At 59.4% G+C, this 18447-nt stretch carries 21 protein-coding genes; 13 read left to right on the top strand and 8 right to left on the bottom strand.

Annotated elements, in window-relative coordinates; all coding sequences use genetic code 11:
• Positions 1-34: 34 nt before the first annotated feature.
• From sutA to glnK, 4 genes are all read right to left on the bottom strand, one after another.
• A complete protein-coding gene (gene sutA / locus P406_RS14855) occupies positions 35-361 on the bottom strand; it encodes a dormancy-specific transcriptional regulator SutA (protein ID WP_046236602.1) in 327 nt (108 codons plus the stop codon).
• A 98-nt stretch (positions 362-459) separates the two neighbouring features.
• The gene (locus P406_RS14850) at positions 460-885 is read right to left on the bottom strand and encodes a secondary thiamine-phosphate synthase enzyme YjbQ (RefSeq protein ID WP_046236622.1); all 426 of its coding nucleotides are present in this window, start codon (positions 883-885) and stop codon (positions 460-462) included.
• A gap of 241 nt (positions 886-1126) precedes the next feature.
• Complete coding sequence (locus tag P406_RS14845) at positions 1127-2464, bottom strand: ammonium transporter (RefSeq protein ID WP_003344468.1); 1338 nt, start codon at positions 2462-2464, stop codon at positions 1127-1129.
• A gap of 33 nt (positions 2465-2497) precedes the next feature.
• On the bottom strand, positions 2498-2836 hold the full coding sequence (glnK, locus tag P406_RS14840; RefSeq protein ID WP_002555808.1) for a P-II family nitrogen regulator: 339 nt from the start codon (positions 2834-2836) through the stop codon (positions 2498-2500).
• Between the two features lie 417 nt (positions 2837-3253).
• Between glnK and P406_RS14835 the strand changes: the two genes are divergently transcribed.
• On the top strand, positions 3254-3520 hold the full coding sequence (locus P406_RS14835; protein ID WP_046236601.1) for an accessory factor UbiK family protein: 267 nt from the start codon (positions 3254-3256) through the stop codon (positions 3518-3520).
• A 41-nt stretch (positions 3521-3561) separates the two neighbouring features.
• Here the strand turns inward: P406_RS14835 and P406_RS14830 are convergent, their stop codons facing one another.
• A complete protein-coding gene (locus P406_RS14830; protein ID WP_046236600.1) occupies positions 3562-4443 on the bottom strand; it encodes a LysR substrate-binding domain-containing protein in 882 nt (293 codons plus the stop codon).
• 104 nt (positions 4444-4547) lie between these two features.
• Between P406_RS14830 and P406_RS14825 the strand changes: the two genes are divergently transcribed.
• Both P406_RS14825 and P406_RS14820 read left to right on the top strand, forming a co-directional pair.
• Positions 4548-5804, top strand: a complete 1257-nt coding sequence (locus tag P406_RS14825) for an MFS transporter (RefSeq protein ID WP_046236599.1) — start codon at positions 4548-4550, stop codon at positions 5802-5804.
• Entirely contained in the window at positions 5767-6174 is a 408-nt protein-coding gene (locus P406_RS14820; protein WP_046236598.1) for an aconitase family protein, read from the top strand. Before P406_RS14825 ends, P406_RS14820 begins: the two co-directional genes overlap by 38 nt.
• Before the next feature lie 72 nt (positions 6175-6246).
• Here the strand turns inward: P406_RS14820 and P406_RS14815 are convergent, their stop codons facing one another.
• Positions 6247-7161, bottom strand: coding sequence for a LysR family transcriptional regulator (locus tag P406_RS14815; RefSeq protein WP_003408332.1), 915 nt, complete (start codon positions 7159-7161; stop codon positions 6247-6249).
• A gap of 475 nt (positions 7162-7636) precedes the next feature.
• On the opposite strand from P406_RS14815, the gene P406_RS14810 reads away from it, so the two are divergent.
• The 9 genes from P406_RS14810 (at position 7637) to P406_RS14770 (ending at position 16145) form a co-directional block, all read left to right on the top strand.
• Positions 7637-9157: an amino acid ABC transporter permease/ATP-binding protein gene (locus P406_RS14810; RefSeq protein ID WP_046236597.1), complete on the top strand. Its 1521-nt coding sequence runs from the start codon at positions 7637-7639 to the stop codon at positions 9155-9157.
• A 24-nt stretch (positions 9158-9181) separates the two neighbouring features.
• On the top strand, positions 9182-10054 hold the full coding sequence (locus tag P406_RS14805; RefSeq protein WP_003434995.1) for a phytanoyl-CoA dioxygenase family protein: 873 nt from the start codon (positions 9182-9184) through the stop codon (positions 10052-10054).
• A gap of 26 nt (positions 10055-10080) precedes the next feature.
• Positions 10081-10914 (top strand): transporter substrate-binding domain-containing protein, encoded by an 834-nt coding sequence (locus P406_RS14800; protein ID WP_003367532.1) that lies wholly within the window; start codon positions 10081-10083, stop codon positions 10912-10914.
• Positions 10915-10972: 58 nt separating this feature from the next.
• Positions 10973-11704, top strand: a complete 732-nt coding sequence (locus P406_RS14795) for a class II aldolase and adducin N-terminal domain-containing protein (RefSeq protein WP_046236596.1) — start codon at positions 10973-10975, stop codon at positions 11702-11704.
• Positions 11705-11829: 125 nt separating this feature from the next.
• The gene (locus P406_RS14790) at positions 11830-13125 is read left to right on the top strand and encodes a flavin-containing monooxygenase (RefSeq protein WP_046236595.1); all 1296 of its coding nucleotides are present in this window, start codon (positions 11830-11832) and stop codon (positions 13123-13125) included.
• 31 nt (positions 13126-13156) lie between these two features.
• Complete coding sequence (locus P406_RS14785) at positions 13157-13573, top strand: RidA family protein (RefSeq protein WP_003408344.1); 417 nt, start codon at positions 13157-13159, stop codon at positions 13571-13573.
• A 12-nt stretch (positions 13574-13585) separates the two neighbouring features.
• Positions 13586-14263, top strand: a complete 678-nt coding sequence (locus tag P406_RS14780) for a DUF1028 domain-containing protein (protein WP_046236594.1) — start codon at positions 13586-13588, stop codon at positions 14261-14263.
• Positions 14260-15414, top strand: a complete 1155-nt coding sequence (argE, locus tag P406_RS14775) for an acetylornithine deacetylase (protein ID WP_046236593.1) — start codon at positions 14260-14262, stop codon at positions 15412-15414. Before P406_RS14780 ends, argE begins: the two co-directional genes overlap by 4 nt.
• A gap of 113 nt (positions 15415-15527) precedes the next feature.
• Positions 15528-16145 (top strand): hypothetical protein, encoded by a 618-nt coding sequence (locus P406_RS14770; protein ID WP_046236592.1) that lies wholly within the window; start codon positions 15528-15530, stop codon positions 16143-16145.
• A 15-nt stretch (positions 16146-16160) separates the two neighbouring features.
• On the opposite strand, the gene P406_RS14765 is transcribed toward P406_RS14770, so the two are convergent.
• On the bottom strand, positions 16161-17078 hold the full coding sequence (locus tag P406_RS14765) for an AraC family transcriptional regulator (protein ID WP_046236591.1): 918 nt from the start codon (positions 17076-17078) through the stop codon (positions 16161-16163).
• 235 nt (positions 17079-17313) lie between these two features.
• Between P406_RS14765 and P406_RS14760 the strand changes: the two genes are divergently transcribed.
• Entirely contained in the window at positions 17314-18048 is a 735-nt protein-coding gene (locus tag P406_RS14760; RefSeq protein WP_003408355.1) for an SDR family oxidoreductase, read from the top strand.
• A gap of 15 nt (positions 18049-18063) precedes the next feature.
• Here the strand turns inward: P406_RS14760 and P406_RS14755 are convergent.
• Positions 18064-18447: hypothetical protein (locus tag P406_RS14755; RefSeq protein WP_046236590.1), on the bottom strand; the 384-nt coding region annotated here is incomplete at its 5' end.

The following is an 18447-nucleotide window of genomic DNA, read 5'->3' as shown; positions in this document are numbered from 1 at the left end:
CGACGGCGGGCTTTCCTCATACAGTCATGCAGCCTCAGATAGGGCGGCTACCGTATTTGTTGTCAGGCTTCTTGGGCGGATCGGCGACCACGTTGGCCTCCACTTCCTGCACCTTTCCGCCACGCGCCAGGAATTCTTCCATGGCACGTGCCAGAGCATCACGCTCCTTGTTCTTGGCTTCCACGCTAGGCAGTTCATCGACCGAGACTGCAGCCTTGGCCTTGCCTTTCGCGGCAGGTGCCGGAACGTCATCGTCTACTTCGACCGGGTCGTCTCCGGGAGCAGCTGCAAGCTCCTCACCGTCTTCTTCGCCTTCCAGGTCGTCTACCAGATCGTCGGTATTATCGTCGTCGTCGCTCATGTTCTACCTCATGACTTGCGAAAGCTGATTAGTTATAGCCCAACCGCCCCAAATTGCTAAGGCAACCGGAAAAATTCAACAACCGCTGACCTCAGCGGTTATGTCCACTCACCCTGAAGGGTGGCCAGGACGTTACGAGACCCACCAGCGTCTCGATGTTCGCCCAGGTAAATACCTTGCCAGGTGCCCAGCGCCAGTTGCCCTGCCGTAACCGGCAACAGCAACTGGCAGCCCAGCAGACTGGCCTTGAAATGCGCTGGCAAGTCATCAGGGCCTTCGTCGTCATGTTCGTAGCCATCCACGCCTTGGGGCACCAGACGGTTGAAAAAACGCTCAAAGTCGCGACGTACCGCCGGATCGGCATTTTCGTTGATGGTCAACGAAGCCGAGGTATGTTGCAGCCATACATGCAGTAGCCCGACACGACAACCGCGCAACGGGGGCAACCCCGCGACTATCTCGTCAGTCACCAGATGGAACCCGCGGGGCCTGGCCCGCAAGGCAATCCTGGATTGATGCCACATACCGTTCTCCGCACCTTCGGCGCGCATTCTAACTCGACTGAGAAAAAAGCAAAGCGCGCAATAAACCGGCTTCCCTGCAAGTTGACGAAGACTGCCGCCACCTCGTTACCTGCGCTGCGTCACGGTGCCGAAATCATTGACACGGGCAAGATCAATGACAGCAAAAAGCGGCGGTATATCCACAAACGCCAGACAAAAAAATGCCCGGAGACCGGGCATTCTTTTTTGCGTAGGCCAAAGCTTACAAGTTGTAGCCACGCTCGTTGTGTTGAGCGAGGTCCAGACCGACAGACTCTTCCTCGTCGGTGACGCGCAGCCCCATGACCGCATCCAGCACTTTGAGGATGATGAAGGTCACGATTGCGGTGTAGACAACGGTGAACGCGACGCCCTTGAACTGAATCCAGACCTGAGCACCGATGTCAGTCACGGTGCCGAAGCCGCCCAGTGCAGGCGCTGCGAACACACCGGTCAGGATCGCGCCGACGATACCGCCGATGCCGTGAACGCCGAACGCATCCAGGGAGTCGTCATAGCCCAGCTTGCGCTTGAGGCTGGTCGCGCAGAAGAAGCAGATCACGCCTGCTGCCAGACCGATGATCAGCGCGCCCATCGGGCCGACGGTACCGGCCGCAGGAGTAACGGCAACCAGGCCGGCAACCACACCAGAGGCAATACCCAGAGCACTTGGCTTACCGTGAGTCAGCCACTCGGCGAACATCCAGCCCAGTGCGGCGGCCGCAGTAGCGATTTGAGTGACCAGCATGGCCATGCCGGCAGTACCGTTGGCCGCAGCTGCGGAACCGGCGTTGAAGCCGAACCAGCCGACCCAGAGCATCGCGGCGCCGATCAGGGTGTAACCCAGGTTGTGCGGCGCCATCGGCGTGGTCGGGAAGCCTTTGCGCTTGCCAAGTACCAGGCACGCTACCAGACCGGCGACACCGGCGTTGATATGTACGACGGTACCGCCAGCGAAGTCCAGAACGCCCCAGTCCCACAGCAGGCCACCGACGCCGCCCCAGACCATGTGGGCGATTGGCGCGTAGACCAGAGTGAACCAGATACCCATGAACACCAGCATCGCGGAGAACTTCATGCGTTCTGCGAAAGCGCCGACGATCAGGGCAGGGGTGATGATCGCGAAGGTCATCTGGAAGGTGACGAACACCGCCTCAGGGAACAACGCAGCAGGACCGGTAATGCTTGCCGGCGTGATGCCTGCCAGGAACGCTTTACCCATACCGCCAAAGAAGGAATTGAAGTTGACGACGCCCGCTTCCATACCGGTTGTGTCAAACGCAATGCTGTAGCCGTAGACGACCCACAGGATGCTGATCAGACCGGTGATGGCGAAACACTGCATCATCACCGACAGAATGTTCTTGGAGCGAACCATACCGCCGTAGAACAGCGCGAGACCGGGGATGGTCATGAACAGGACCAGAGCGGTCGAGGTCAGCATCCATGCAGTGTCGCCAGAGTTCAGCACCGGCTCGGCCACTGGATCAGCCGCCAGGGCAAGACCAGGTAATGCGAGGGACAACAGGGCACCGAGCCCTGCGAATTGACGCAGAGTCATATTGTTTTCTCCTGGGGCGTTGGGTTTGGCGGCTTAAATAGCGTCTGTATCGGTCTCGCCGGTACGGATGCGGATGGCCTGTTCCAGATTGACCACGAAAATCTTGCCGTCACCGATCTTGCCAGTGTTGGCGGCCTTGGTTATGGCTTCGATGACACGATCCAGATCCTTGTCATCGATAGCGACATCGATCTTCACTTTGGGAAGGAAGTCGACGACGTATTCAGCACCGCGATAAAGCTCAGTGTGACCCTTCTGACGCCCGAAGCCTTTGACTTCAGTGACGGTGATGCCCTGCACGCCGATTTCAGACAACGACTCGCGAACGTCATCCAGTTTGAACGGCTTGATGATGGCAGTGACTAGCTTCATGAAAACTTTCTCCCGAATTTGGTGGACTTGCCCCAGGAAAACAAACCCGACTCAAGTCTAAGCGCAGTGTCTGGCTTTGTAACGTGCTGGCCGCCTGATCAGGCCAGACCAACTCCAGAAAACCGCTTCTGACGAAACACTTCCCCGCTCCGCCTGCCGCACTGCATTCGTCACAGCGACTGCATCAGTGCATGGGTCATAAGCCACTAAGCAGAAAGCTTGCCATCTCGTGAATATTCATTGAATACAGGCCCTTGGGCTGGTTTTGCGCGACCTGGCAGGGTCCATCATGGAGCTAATGCACAGCAATGGTGCTCATGTGCCCGTCACTGCGCTCCATAAGCGTGCATTGCGCACCCGGGATTGACTATAGACACTGCGTGTTACACTGCCGGCCTCTGATTCAGGAAAATCACCATGCTCGCGCCCAAAGCCTTTCTTGACGCTCTCAGCGGCCACGCCTCTCGCCTGTTCAATGGCGAAACGCCTGTACCACGCAGCGAATTCGAAACCCAGTTCAAGGCCCTGCTGCAAAGCGGCTTCAGCAAACTGGATCTGGTCAGCCGTGAAGAGTTCGACAGCCAGATGGCCGTCCTCGCCCGCACCCGCGCTCGTCTGGAAGCGCTGGAGGCCAAGATGGCCGAGCTGGAAGAGAAGGCTGGCGGTGTTGAAAAGACCGAGTAATTACTGGCCTGATACCTTCGCCGGTCGTCAGGCCATTGCGGTCAGACGACCTCGCTTCTGATCGCCTGTACCACCATGTTCGACAATCGCTCGGTCAGAGGATTGGGATTCGCCTCGTGTCTGTGCAGCGTCAGGGCTATCGAAGGCAGAGCCGGCAAACCCCGGTCTTCGGTATTCAGAACCTCAGTGCCCGACTGAAGACCAAGAGCCGTTCTGATGGTGTAGCCCAATCCAGCCTCGGTAGCCGCAGACAGGCCATTGAGACTCGAACTGGTAAAGGAAAGATGCCAGGGGATCCCCGCAAGATTCAACGCGTCAGTGGCCTTTGAATGGAAGGGGCAAGGCGCATCAAATGCAATCACAGGAAGCGGGTTGCCTGACTCGACTCGCCAGTCCAGATACCGGTGCGACGATCCGATCCATTGCATAGGCAGCTCTACGATCGTTTCTTGATACCCGTTCTTCTTGACACCCCCCCACGCCACCGCAAGGTCAAGCGAGCCGTTTTCGATGCGGTTCAGAAGATCGGCGTTACGTGCGATACGTGCCTCGACTCGAACATCCGGGTGGGCTCTGGCGAATCGTCCAAGCACTGTCGGCAGGAAACTGCCCAGGTCCTCCTGAAGCCCAAGGCGAACCCATCCTTTGAGCTTGAGCTCCGACACGGCCGTTATGGTCTCGTCGTTAAGACTCAAGAGCCGCTTGGAATAGTTGAGTAACACCTCGCCGGTGTCGGTCAACGCCAGCTTGCGTCCGGCTTTTTTGAAGAGTGGAGAGCCTGCCTGAGCTTCCAGTTTTTTCAATTGGGCACTAATGGCCGATGTGGAGCGGGCAAGTTTCTGCGCAGCCTTGGCAAAGCTGCCCAATTCGACCCCTGTTACAAAACTGCGCATGACATCTAAATCGAAATTCACCGGCCTCATAACCATCCTGCTTTTCGGGACGAACACGCAAAATAATTTGATATTCGAGACGATACTCTCATGAGAATCTTGCGACCCACAACCAATTAAATAGTGGGATTCTTATGACTGTCGATAACGGTCACCGCTGGAAAGTGCTTGGCGTCGGCGTAGCCGCCAATGCGAGCTTTTCAAGCGTCGTAGGGGGGCTGCCCGCGACGGCGGTCTATATGCGTGCCACTTACCAGTTGGATAACAGCGAACTAGGGCTAGTACTCGGTGTTTTAGGATTGGGTATCGCCATCAGCGAGATCCCGTGGGGGCTGCTGACTGACCGCTGGGGAGACCGTCCCGTACTGCTGACTGGCCTGCTCAGTTCGGGGATTGCATTACTGATATTGGCCATGCTGGCCTCTTACGCACCGACGGTCGTATTGCTGGCGATGGGCCTGTTCGTAGTGGGCTTGCTTGGCAGCAGCGTCAACGGGGCCAGTGGGCGAGCGATCATGGCCTGGTTCAAAGAGGGTGAACGGGGGTTGGCCATGAGCATTCGCCAGACGGCCGTTCCGGGCGGTTACGCCTTGGGTGCAATCGTGCTGCCCTATCTCGCTTATACCTATGGGTTTGTAGAGGTCTTTACTGCATCAGCCTTGTTCTGCCTGATAGCCGCTTTGTTTGCCGGATTCTGGCTCTATGAGCCCGACTTCTCCAACAGCGCTGCAAAAAAACAGAGCATGGAGACAAGTGCGAGCCCGTTAAAGGATCTGAGGGTCTGGCGCATCGTATTGGCCATCGGTCTGTTATGCGCGCCTCAATTCGCGATCCTCACCTATGCGGCGGTGTTCTTCCATGATTTCAGCAAGCTTGACATCACGCTGATTTCAACCACATTAGCGATTATCCAGGTCGGCGCGATTGTCAGCAGGATATGGAGCGGACGCTGGACCGACAAAAACAAAAACCGACGCGCCTACCTCAAGACGTGTGCCTGGTTAAGCACCCTGACCTTTTTGGCCTTGGGCACCGTGGTGTCGGCAGCGGGGTTTTATGGCCTGAGTGAAACTGCGCTGGCCAGCGGCCTGATTATCGGCGTCATGATCATCGCTGGCATCAGCGTATCCGCCTGGCACGGTGTCGCCTATACCGAACTTGCCACACTGGCAGGTGCGAGTCGGGCGGGTACAGCCTTGGCCATGGGCAATACCTGCGTGTTTGTGGTGCTGTTCGCAACGCCCATCGCTGCATCCTCTCTCATGACTCACTTTTCCTGGGGCGTGGTGTGGCTGGCAGCTGCCTTCTGCGTACTGTTGACGGTGCCGTTGTTCCCGCGAGTTGAAAAAAGCTATGTACGGCGGCTCCTGCACGGCAGGCAAGCGGGATGATTTCGATCACTATTTCGAGGTCATCAACTGGGCGCTTGAAAATGATCTGACGCTCCATCCCGACGTAAAGCTCTACCTGCAGTTCGGTACTGTGGATGTGCGCGATTATTGTGAGCAAAAAGGCTACCTTTCGGCATTCGAGACCTTTGGTGCAGAGCCGCTGCAGCCGGCATGCGGCGCGTGCGCGAACTGCGGCCCTGGCTCTTCGACCAGCAAGGATCAGGTTACCGTCAGCGCCATCAATCGTAACTTTCCTGGGCGTTCCGGCCCGGGACAAGTATGGCTGGCAAGCCCGCCAACCGTAGTCGCAAGCGCCATTGCAGGTTACATCACCTCGTTCTCGGCGCTGCAGACCAGCAGACCTGATTGAAAGGGGGAACGTCACTTTGCGGACCTGGTCCTTTTTGACTTCGAAGCCCGTACGCGAGCTTGCTGCGGCCCTTCAGGCTGCAGGCGGTGCCAGCTCGATAGTCCGGCAATAGTCCATGAACAGTCGCGTCGCGCGGGTTGGCTGGTTGTTGCGCAGGTAGGCCATGACCAGGGTGGAGGCGGGCATGTCGTCTTCGATATCGAGCTGTGCCAGCAGCTCGCCGTCGTAGGTCATATTGGTTCTGGGGCGCGTGACCAGTACCGAAAACCCCAGGCCCTGGCCGACCATGCAGCGCACCATTTCGATCGATGGTGAGCTGTACGCGACCACCGGCGCATAACCCTTTTCCGTGAAGATATCGATGAAATAGGTCCTGCTGGGCACGGCGTCGAGCAGGATCATCGGCTCGCGGCTCAGCTCCAGCAAGGTCACGGTTTTTTTCCTGGCCAGAGGGTGCGCTGCCGGCAGCAGCGCATAGGGCTTGTGCGGTGCATTCAATTCCTCCTTGTTGATCGTGGTTCCCAGTTCCAGGTCGTACAGAAACGCCAGATCGAAGCGCCCACGGTGCAGCCCGTGCATCAGTTCATGTTGCTCGCCGTCGTAGAGCTGAATGGTGACGTCCGGGTATAAACGCTTGAAACCGGCCACCAGCCTGGGCATGTAAAGTGGCGCGGCCGACTCAAAGCAGCCAATGGCGATAGTGCCGGAGACGTGTTTGTTTTCAGCTCTTGAGTTTTGTTCCAGCTCTTCGGAAAGTCGCAGCAACTCTTTGGCTTTCTCATACACTTTTCCGCCACCGGAAGTTAGCGAAACACCTTGCGCATGATGGCGCACAAACAGCGGCTGATTGAAGGCTTCTTCGAGGTTCTTGATAGCAACGGAAATAGACGGCTGTGAAATATGCAGCTGCCGCGAGGCCTCGGCAATGCTGTCCATTTCGACGGCTGTCACGAAATACTTGAGCTGTTTCAAGGTGAAGTGAGCCATGGGGTACCTCGTAATAAGCAGACGCCGGACGGCTGCACTTGAATAGCTTTTACCTATGCTTAGCGAGGAGCGTGCCAGGCGCTCGCGTCTTGCGGGATTAGTCGAGCGCGCCGCTGGCTATGGTCATTCAGCAGCACGCTTAAATAATAGACGCTTGCCAGACAAGCCCGCAAATGCAGGCGGCGCACCTATTACGAGCGATTATCGCGGTGTCTTTATTCAATCGCCCTAAAAGTGTGCAGTCCACTCGGTGTGACACTAAAGCATCACTAAGCCTTTTTAACGCGCTGCTGCCCTGAAGATGAATACAGGCCTATCTGCTTAGGATTTTCCTATGCTGCGGGCCAAAACTTACTATTTGGCTGCCGGACCTGGCATCAATCATGATGGCTTCAGAAGGGCAAACGGACAGCGTCCCGTTTCAACTTCAACAGGACGTCGCCCATCACTATTCAATTTGCCGAGCGAGCCGACAATGACGTTTGATTGGAAATACATGTTTGGCCTGTTCAGCGATACGGAGTTCTGGATGGCCACCTGGACGGTCATTCAACTCAGTGTATTGACCTGGGTCATCAGTATTGTGCTGGGTTTTGTTCTTGCGCTGGCCAAACAATCATCTTTGCCGCTGATCAACTTGCCGGCCAAAGCCTATATCTGGTTATTTCGCAGTTTGCCGTTACTGGTACTGCTGATCTTTGTCTACAACTTGCCACAGGCAGTGCCCGCTACCTCGGCGGTGCTGGCCAATCCGTTCTGGGCCGGCCTGATTGCCATGGTGATGTGCGAAACGGCCTACGTCGCGGAAATTCATCGCGGCGGCCTGCTGTCCATCGCCAAGGGCCAGACCGAAGCTGCCCGGGCACTGGGCCTGCGCTTCGTGGGTACGCAATGGCGGATCGTGATACCGCAGGCGTTGCGTGTGGCGCTGCCGTCGCTGACCAACGAATACATCTCTATCGTCAAACTCAGTTCACTGGTTTCAGTGATCTCGCTGACCGAGATCCTGATGGTCGGTCAGCGCCTGTATTCGCAGAACTTTCTGGTGATGGAAACCATGGCGGCCGTGGCGTTCTATTACGTGCTGGTCGTGACCGTATTCGATTTCCTGCTCAAGCGCCTGGAGCGTCATCTGGACGTGACGCAACGCAAGGTCACCCGCACCCCTGACACCGAAATGCTTGAGCTGGCCAGTCGCAAATCGGCAGGTGTCGCTCGTCCTGTTATCGACTTCGAAGGGCCGGCACTGCAAGCGACCCGACTGCACAAGGCGTACAACGACATCGAAGTGCTCGGTGCGGTCAGCCTGCAGATCAACTCCGGCGAGGTGGTGTCGGTGATCGGCCCATCAGGCTCGGGCAAAACCACGCTGATCCGGCTGCTCAATGGTCTTGAGCAGATCGACAACGGCGACATCAAGATCAACGGCCAGCCGTTCATCCACCTGGTTCGCCAGGGCGCGCAAAAGCCGCGTTATGTGGAGAACGCCGCCTACCGGCTGAACATCGGCATGGTGTTTCAGAGCTTCAACCTGTTTCCGCACCTGACGGTGCTCAACAACCTGCTGCTGGCCCCGCGTTATCACCGCCTGGCGCCGGTACCCGAACTCAAGCAGCAGGCCTACGAGTTGCTGAACAAGGTCGGGATGCTGGAGCACGCCTGGAAATACCCGCATCAGTTGTCGGGGGGCCAGCAGCAACGTGTCGCCATCGCTCGCGCCCTGATGATGCGCCCGCAAATCATGCTGTTCGACGAGCCCACCTCGGCGCTCGACCCGGAGAAGGTCAACGAGGTGTTGCAGGTCATTGAAACCCTGGCCCAGGAAGGCATCACGATGGTCATCGTGACCCATGAAATGAACTTCGCTTTCAAGGTCTCTGACCGCATCGTCTTTATGGAGAAGGGACGCGTGATCTGCGATGACAAACCCCAGGCGCTACGCGACGGCCAGCACCCCCGCGTTGAAGCCTTTCTTAAAGATGTCTCACTGGCCTGAGGCCTTGTTGAAGAGGAGAAGAACATGATCGAGCAATGGCAGATTGACCAGTTTCATGAGCAGGGTTTTCTGGTCGTGGAGGGCGTGCTGGCAGCCGATGAAGTGGCAGCGCTGCAACAGGACTTCGACCAGTGGGTCGACGACAGCCGCAGTCAGAGTCAGGCCTGGGGGCAGACTCAGGACGGGCGTCCGCGCTTCGACATCGAAAGCGATCATCGGCCGGATCATCCGTCGCTGCGCCGCGTGGCTTCGCCTACGGAGATCTCGCCGGCTTACCAGCACGCGGCGTTTCAGTCACGCATGGCAGCCATCGCGGCGCAGCTGATCGGCGGCAACGGCACCCGTTTTCATCACAGCAAGATCAACTCCAAGCTGCCGCACACCGCGACTCAGGTGAAGTGGCATCAGGACTTTCTCTTCACACCGCACAGCAACGATGACCTGGTTACCGCGTTGCTGATGATCAGCGATGTAACCCCAGAAAACGGCCCGCTGAACGTGGCGCCGGGCAGCCATAAGCAGGCGCTCTGGTCGCATTGGCAGAACGAGCGTTTCACCGGTGCCGTGGAAGATGCGGTGGTTGAACAGCATTGTCAGCAACCGGTCGCCTGCTATGGGCCGTCGGGCTCGGTGTGCTTCATGCACACACGCCTGCTGCACGCTTCAAGCCCTAATGAAACCGAGTTTCCACGCACGCTGTTCATCAGCGTCTATGCCGCCGAAGACGCGTTGCCGTTCGGTGAGAACCCTTTGCCCAGCGAGCATGCCGGGTTGATGGTCGCAGGCCAGGAGAGCGGTCTGGTACGCAGCACCGAGAACCACATACGCCTGCCGCAGAAACCCAAGGGTGCTTCATTTTTCGTGCAGCAAGCCGGAAAAGACGCCGCCGTTGCCTGATCTCCATGACTCCCCGAGGAATACCTATGAAGCTGTCAGCTCTGATTGTTCGTCCCGTAGCCCTGGCTTTGCTGGGCGCGGTGGTTGCCATGTCCTCGTCTGCCGCTTCGGCCTTCCAGCAGCCCGGCAAGATCATCGCCGGCTCGGACATGACGTTCTTCCCCTATGAGTACATGGACAAGAACCGTCCCGCCGGTTTCGACATCGAGTTTCTCGACGGCTTGGCAAAGGTCATGGGGCTCAAGGCCGAGAACATCGACACGCGCTTTCCCAATCTGATCGGCGGGCTGCAGGGCGGACGTTTCGACATCACCAACTCGTCGATGTACATCACCGCCGACCGCCTGAAAGTCATCGACATGATTCCTTACCTGAAAAGCGGCGAGGCGATTCTGTCGGTCAAGGGCAGCGACTATCAGCCCAAGACGCCAGAGGACTTCTGTGGCCACAAGATCGGCTCCATGGCGGCCACTTCATGGCTGCAACAACTGCAGAAACTCTCGACCGACTACTGCGTGAAGAATGGCCTGCAACCGATCGCCATCAGCGAGTACGGCACCGACCCACAGACCACTCAGGCCATGCTGGCCCATGCCGTCGAAGCGCAGATCACTGACGCAGCCGTCGCACGCGGCGTGGTCGAAAAGCTGGGTAGCCGGGTGGTGATTTCTTCCGAAACCCTGATCTACCCGGTGCTCAACGGCTTTGGCGTGAAGAAGGGCAACGATGAGGTCCGCAAGGCCCTGGAAGACGGTCTTGAGAAGTACAGCAAGACCCCGGAATACGCCGCGCTGTTGGAGAAGTACAAGTTCCAGGCACCGACCGCCGATGACATCGCCGCCCTGATGCCCAAGCCCTGACCACCAAAGGACGTGCCTGGCAGGTTCGGCAGGCACGCTCGACCGGAGAGCAATTAGCATGGCCCTTAATTTCGAAGAGCAGACGCGCATAGACCTGGCCGCGACGTTTCGCATCATCGCCCATCTGGGTATGCATGAAGCGGTCGCCAACCACTTCAGCGCGGCCATTTCGGCGGATGGCAAACAGTTTTTGCTCAACCCGAAGTGGAAACATTTTTCACGCGTACGTGCCAGCGATCTGTTGCTGCTCGACGCCGATGATGCCGACGCGGCGCATCGCCCCGATGTCGATGCGACGGCATGGTCCATTCACGGCCAGGTCCACCAGCGTTTGCCCGATGCGCGCGTGGTGCTGCACTTGCACCCGGTCTACACCACAGCCGTGGCGTGCCTGGCCAAGCCGCATATTCCGCCCATCGATCAGAACACTGCGCGCTACTTCAACCGCATCGCGGTGGACGAGCTTTACGGCGGCATGGCCGACACGACCGCCGAGGGCGCTCGACTGGCCAGTTTGCTGGAGGACAAGAGCCGCTTGTTGATGGGCAACCACGGCGTGATCGTGACCGCGCCGACCGTTGGCGAAGCCTTCGATGACATCTGGACCCTGGAGCGCGCCTGCCAGATTCTGGTGACGGCCTGGTCCACCGGCCAGCCGCTCAAGGTGCTGGCGGACGATGTCGCCGAGAAGACCGCCCGTGACTGGCAGAAGATTACGGATTTCTCTCGTCAGCACTTCGAGGAAATGAAACTGCTGATGATTCAGGCTGACCCCTCTTTGGTCGACTGATCGCCCCTGCTACTGACTGGATGCGCGTCTGCGGATGGCGTAGGGCTTTTTGCGCCCGCGCGTCGAGGTTTCATCCATTTTTCTTACGTCAACACGCCGTAAATCACCTGTCGAGGGATGCCGAGATGACAGAAAAAATCATAGAAATCGATACGCTCGTCGTAGGTGCAGGGCAGGCCGGAGTGGCCACCAGCGAACACCTGAGCCGTCTTGGCATCGAGCACCTGGTGCTTGAAAAAAACCGCGTTGCCGAGGCATGGCGCAGTGGCCGCTGGGACTCGCTGGTGGCCAACGGTCCGGCCTGGCATGACCGGTTTCCCGGCCTTGAATTCGCCATGGATCAGGACGGGTTCGCGGGCAAGGAGCAGGTGGCCGAGTACTTCGAGCGCTATGCCCGCACATTCAACGCGCCGATCAAGACCGGCGTCGAGGTCAAGCGCGTTACCCGCAACACCGGGCGTGCAGGCTTTACCGTCGAAACCAGTGCCGGCACCTATGTGGTCAATCATCTGGTCTCGGCGACAGGGCCGTTCCAGAAGCCGGTCATCCCGCCGATTGCGCCGGTTAACGAGGCGCTTCATCAGATCCACTCGGCGCACTATTTCAATCCGCAACAACTGCCTGAGGGCGGCGTACTGGTGGTCGGCGCTGGTTCCTCGGGTGTGCAGATCGCCGAGGAGCTGCTGCTCTCGGGTCGCAAAGTGTACTTGTCGGTCGGCCCTCACGACCGTCCGCCGCGCGCCTATCGCGGCCGGGATTTCTGCTGGTGGATGGGTGTGCTGGGGTTGTGGGACAGCGAAACCATGCAGCCCGGCAAGGAGCACGTGACCATTGCGGTCAGTGGTGCAAGGGGCGGCTACACGGTCGACTTCCGCCGGCTGGCTCAGGCCGGAATGAACCTCGTAGGCCTGACCGAAAGCTTCGTCGGCAACAAGGTGCACTTCCAGAACGATCTGGTGAGCAACCTCGACAGTGGCGACGCGAATTATCTTTCGCTGCTCGATGCCGCTGATGCTTACGCCGCACGCAACGGCCTGGACCTGCCGCTGGAGCCGTCGGCCCGTGAACGCGTGGCGGATGCGCCGTGCATCACCCATCCGCTCAGTGAGCTGGACCTGATCGAGTCAGGCGTCACGTCGATCATCTGGGCCACCGGTTATGCCCTGGATTACAGCTGGCTGCAGGTCGATGCCTTCGACAGCAAAGGCAAACCTCGTCACCAGCGTGGCGTGTCCTGCGAGCAAGGCCTGTACTTCGTCGGCCTGCCATGGCTGTCACGCCGCGGCTCCGCGTTTATCTGGGGCGTATGGCACGACGCCAAACACGTCGCCGATCAGATCGCCACGCAGCACAAATACCGTTCCTATGACGCCGGCAAACGTGCGACTCCCGTCGTGCCGTTGCGCAACGTCAGCGGTTGATCATCGCGCTCAATGCCCACAGGAGTTACCCATGACTACGCCGACTCATACTCGTATCCGCATGTTCAACACCAAGGACACCTACCCCAATCAAAGCCTCAACAACGACCTGTGTCAGGCGGTGCGCGCGGGCAATACCGTGTACGTCAGGGGCCAGGTCGGCACCGATTTCGACGGCAATCTGGTCGGCCTGGGTGACCCGGCTGCACAGGCGCAGCAGGCGATGAAAAACGTCAAGCAATTGCTCGAAGAGGCGGGCAGTGACCTGTCGCACATCGTCAAGACCACCACTTACATCACCGACCCGCGCTACCGCGAGCCGGTCTATCACGAAGTGGGCAAGTGGCTGAAAGGCGTGTTCCCGATTTCCACCGGGCTGGTGGTGTCGGCGCTGGGGCAGCCGCAATGGCTGATGGAAATCGACGTGATCGCCGTGATCCCTGAATAAGGACTGTTGCCCATGACTTTTTCCATTGCCGCCCGCTGTGCCAAAACCGGCCAGCTGGGCATTGCCATCAGCTCATCGAGCATTGCCGTAGGCGCACGTTGCCCCTGGCTGCGTGCGGGTGTCGGCGCGGTGTCGTCGCAGAACATCACACTGCCGGCCCTGGGACCGCAGACGCTGGACCTGATGGAGCAGGGCATGTCTGCCTCTCAGGCGCTGGACCAGGTCATGAACGTCAGCCCGTTCAGCGAGTATCGGCAGATCACGGCGATTGATCATCAGGGGCGAGTCGCGCATTTCAGCGGCAGCGAAACACTGGGCATCAACAACGCGGGCAGCGGCGATCAATGCGTGGTGGCTGGCAACATGCTGTCGAGCCCGACGGTCATCGACGCGATGATTCAGTGTTTCGAGCAGGCAACCGGGCACCTGGCAGAGCGCTTGTTACAGGCGATGCAGGCCGGTCTGGCAGCAGGCGGCGAAGCGGGGCCGGTCCATTCGGCGGCGCTGAAAGTCGTGGGCGAGCAGTCCTGGCCCATCGTCGATCTGCGCGTCGACTGGGCCGAGCACGACCCGCTAGGCGAGCTGAAAAGTCTTTGGCAGGCCTATCAGCCACAGATGCAGGATTACCTCGACCGCGCCCTGAACCCGGCTGGCGCACCAGGCTACGGCGTGCCCGGAGACGAGCGATGAGCTCCAGCCGCGAGCTGTTGGCGCGGCTGGTGGCCTTCGACACCACCAGTCGCGAATCGAATCTGGCCCTGATCGACTTTGTGGGTGAATACCTTGAACGCTTCGGCGTCTCCTGCGAGTTGATCTACAACGCGCAGAAAACCAAGGCCAATCTGTTCGCCACCATCGGCCCGGCTGACGTGCCAGGCATCGTGTTGTCCGGTCACACCGACGTGGTGCCGGTCGACGGCCAGCCATGGACGTTCCCGCCGTTCGAACTGAGCGAAGCGGATGGCAAACTCTACGGCCGTGGCACTGCGGACATGAAAGGCTACATTGCCTGCGTGCTGGCGCTGGTCCCGGCGCTGACCCAGGCATCGCTGCACATGCCGGTGCATATCGCGCTGTCCTACGACGAGGAGGTGGGTTGCCTGGGCGTACGCTCGTTATTGGCATCGCTGCGGGCGCGGCCGGTGAAGCCGATGCTGTGTGTGATCGGCGAGCCGACGGAGTTGCAGCCGGTGCTCGGCCACAAGGGCAAGGTCGCGGTGCGCTGCGATGTACAGGGTGCCGCCTGCCATTCGGCCCACGCGCCCAGCGGCGTCAACGCCATTGAGTATGCGGCGCAGTTGATCGGTGAACTGGGTCGCCTGGGCGAGGCGTTAAGGGCAACTGATGCCCTTGACGAGCGTTTCGATCCGCCGTTTTCGACCATTCAGACTGGCGTGATCAGCGGCGGCACGGCCTTGAACATCGTGCCCGAGCAGTGCCGTTTCGATTTCGAAGTGCGTGCGCTCCCGACCCTGGATCCGCAGCAGATCGTCGCTGCGATGCACGCCTACGCCGAGCAAAAACTGTTGCCGGTCATGCAGGCGGTCAGTGCCCGGAGCGAGATTCGCTTCACTGAACTGTCGAGCTATCCGGGGCTGGATATTCCCCTGCACAGCCAGGCGGCGGAATTGATTGCCGGATTCTGTGGCTCCCGGACTTTCGGCACGGTGGCGTTCGGAACCGAAGGTGGATTGTTCGATCAGTCAGGCATTCCGGCTGTGGTCTGCGGGCCGGGCAGCATGGAACAGGGGCACAAGCCGGACGAGTTCATCAGCGTCGCGCAACTTGACGCCTGTGACGAGATGCTCAAACGTGTACTGGCCTTCGCGTCGCAGCCATGAATCGCCCCGGATTTCAGTGATACAGTTGCGCGCCGAAATACGCTAACGTCTCGGCGCGCCAGTCATGGACTGGCCATTCCTCCCGGCTATTCGAACGTTCTATGGATGGAAGCATGACTGACAAACGTCCCCTTACTCACTGCTCCCTGGCCGCAACCCTGTGGTTGTTTGTCGGCACTTCGGCTTTCGCTCAGGACACGGCACTGCATTCCGGCAAGTACGAGCAGTTGATGCTGGCCGTGACGCCCGAGCATCAGGTCGAGGGTTATTACTCGGAGACGCGCGGCGAGGCATTCAGCTGTGCGTTCTATCTGCAAGGCCAGGTCGAGGCCGGGAAGGGCGCAGCGGTGTCGTCCTGGCTGGATGACGTCTACCCAGGAACACTAAAGGCCTCGGCTGATGGCGTGGTGCTGACGATCGAGCAAGGCCGGCAGCACCCCGGCTGCATGAACGTGATGGCGCCGGACATCGCCACCGGCATGGATCTGACCCGGACCGCCAGCAAGCAGTGGGTCGGTCTGGTGACCGTCACGGCGGACAAGGCCTGGCTGCAAAAAACACCGAATGCCAAAGCCACCCGAGGCGCCTATATCGTCAAGGATGATGTTGTCGGGGTTCTGGCATTCAAGGATGGCGCGGCTCAGGTCGAGTTCATCAATGCCGATGATCGCTCGTTCACCGGGTGGATCAGTCAGGACCAATATGCGCGGTTGGCCGCGCCCGGACGCTGATATCAGACCGGGAGGTCAGCCAATCTGCCGCACTCGGCTGAGATCTGTCGAGGGCGGGCAGCCAAACTGGCGGCTGTACTCCCTGCTGAACTGCGAAGGGCTTTCATAGCCGACGCGATAGCAGGCGCTGGAGGCGTCCAGACCTTCATTGATGATCAGCCGTCGAGCTTCTTGCAGGCGCAGCTTTTTCTGATACTGCAACGGGCTCATGGCGGTCAGCGCCTTGAATCGGTGGTGCAGCGTCGAATTGCCCAGGTTGGCCAGACGTGCCAGTTCGTCGATGCGCAGCGGCTCGGTGTAATGACTGTTCAGCCAGTCGACCGCCCGCGTAACGCGATGCGTCTGCGAATCCCCGACCGCGATTTCGTAGAGTCGCCGCCCATTGTTGCCGCGCAGCAGCCGGTAGTAGAGCTCCCGAAGTGCAAGGGGCGCGAGCATGCCGATGTCGCGAGGCGTGTCGAGCAGGCGCACCAGCCGCAACACCGTCTCAAGCAATGGCTGGTCCATCGGCTCAAGAAACAGGCCCCGCTGCGGCTCGTCCGGAACACCGTTCAATGGCGCTTCCGCAATGAGCTGGGCAATGTGCGCAGGCTCGAAATCCAGACGAATGCACAGATAGGGCGCCTCGCCACTCGCTTCCAGCACGCGCCCGGCGACCGGCACAGTCACCGCGACGACCAGATAGCTGAGCGGGTCGTACACATACTGTTCATCGCCCAGCTCAACCTGCTTGCGACCTTGAACGATCACGCAAAGGGCTGGCCGATGCAGCGCATGAATCAGCTCGGACGGCGCATCGCAGCGGATAACGTGCAGCGGCGCAATAGCGGTTTCATAAACACCGGGTGCCGCAAAGCGCTGCGTCAGTAACTGGATGATTTCAGCCCGGCAAACATCGGTGCCCGGAGCGCTCGCAGCATTAGGTGTATCCATGAAGAACCCCGTCCCAAATCAGTGTTGCTGTATGCCTTTCCTTTGCATCGAACTCCATCATAGCGGCCATTGTGCAGCGATTCAGCGTGCGGCAGACCCACAGACAGGAATAGGCAAGTGTCGCGCAGGTATCGGCATGCGCGCAGTGATGAGCGACTCGTAGCATGGCCATCGCAATCAGTTTGAGCCGCGCGCTGAAGCTGAGCCACCGATGACTTCACGAGGAAAGCCAGTCATGTCGAACATTCAAGGCAAGGTTGTACTGATCACAGGTGCCAGCAGCGGCATTGGCGAAGCTGCCGCCCGACTCATCGCCGCCAAGGGCGCACACGTGGTGCTGGGCGCTCGGCGCATCGAGCGTCTGCAGACGCTGGCGGCAGACATCGAAGCGCAGGGCGGCTCGGCACGCTTCCGCGCGCTGGACGTGACCGATGCGCTCGACATGCAAGCCTTTGCCGACTTCGCCAAACACGCGTTCGGCAAGATCGACGTGATCATCAACAACGCCGGCGTCATGCCCCTGTCGCCGCTCGCCGCGCTGAACATCGCAGAGTGGAACCAGATGCTCGACGTCAACGTGCGCGGCGTACTGCACGGCATCGCCGCCGTGCTGCCGAGCATGCAAGCGCAAGGGCACGGCCAGATCATCAACATCTCGTCCATCGGCGGCCTCGCCGTTTCCCCGACCGCCGCAGTGTACTGCGCCACCAAATTCGCTGTTCGCGCCATCTCCGATGGCCTTCGGCAGGAAACCGACAAAATCCGCGTCACCGTCGTCTGCCCCGGCGTGGTCGAATCAGAACTGGCCGACTCGATCTCCGACGAGACTGCGCGGGACGCTATGAAAGCGTTTCGAAAGGTTGCGTTGGAGCCGGACGCCATTGCAAGGGCGCTTGTTTACGCGATCGAGCAGCCGGATGGGGTGGATGTGAGCGAGATTGTGGTGCGGCCTACGGGGAGTGCTTATTGAGACCGGTAATGAGGGCTACCACTTCCAGGCCCTTTCAGTGAACTCGGCCGTTGGAGGGAGCGCGCCACGGAGAAACGCGAGGTATTTATTGAACAGCACCTCGTGCTGGAAGCGGGCCTCGAAGCCAAGCGTGATGTCGGTGCGGTGAGTGACGATCATCAAGCGTTTGCGGTCGACAGTGACGAAGTTGTACTCGCCCCATGGCAGGCTTTGTTCGCGGTGGATGGGGTTTTCCCAGTTGAGTAGCTTGATGGCTGCGATGAATGCCATGGCCACGGGGCCGATCAGGAAGAGCAGCGAGCCGGTGAGTATGGCTACGAATACGAACAGCATGATCACGGCGATGGCGATGCCTTTGAAAAAGGAAGAGGCGAAGTCGGGGTAGTGGAGGTAGTACTC

Origin of the sequence: Pseudomonas syringae pv. coryli str. NCPPB 4273 (assembly GCF_000972175.1) — a bacterium.
GTDB lineage: Bacteria > Pseudomonadota > Gammaproteobacteria > Pseudomonadales > Pseudomonadaceae > Aquipseudomonas > Aquipseudomonas syringae.
Note: the sequence above shows the minus strand (reverse complement) of the source record. Positions and strands in the feature narration are given on the sequence as shown.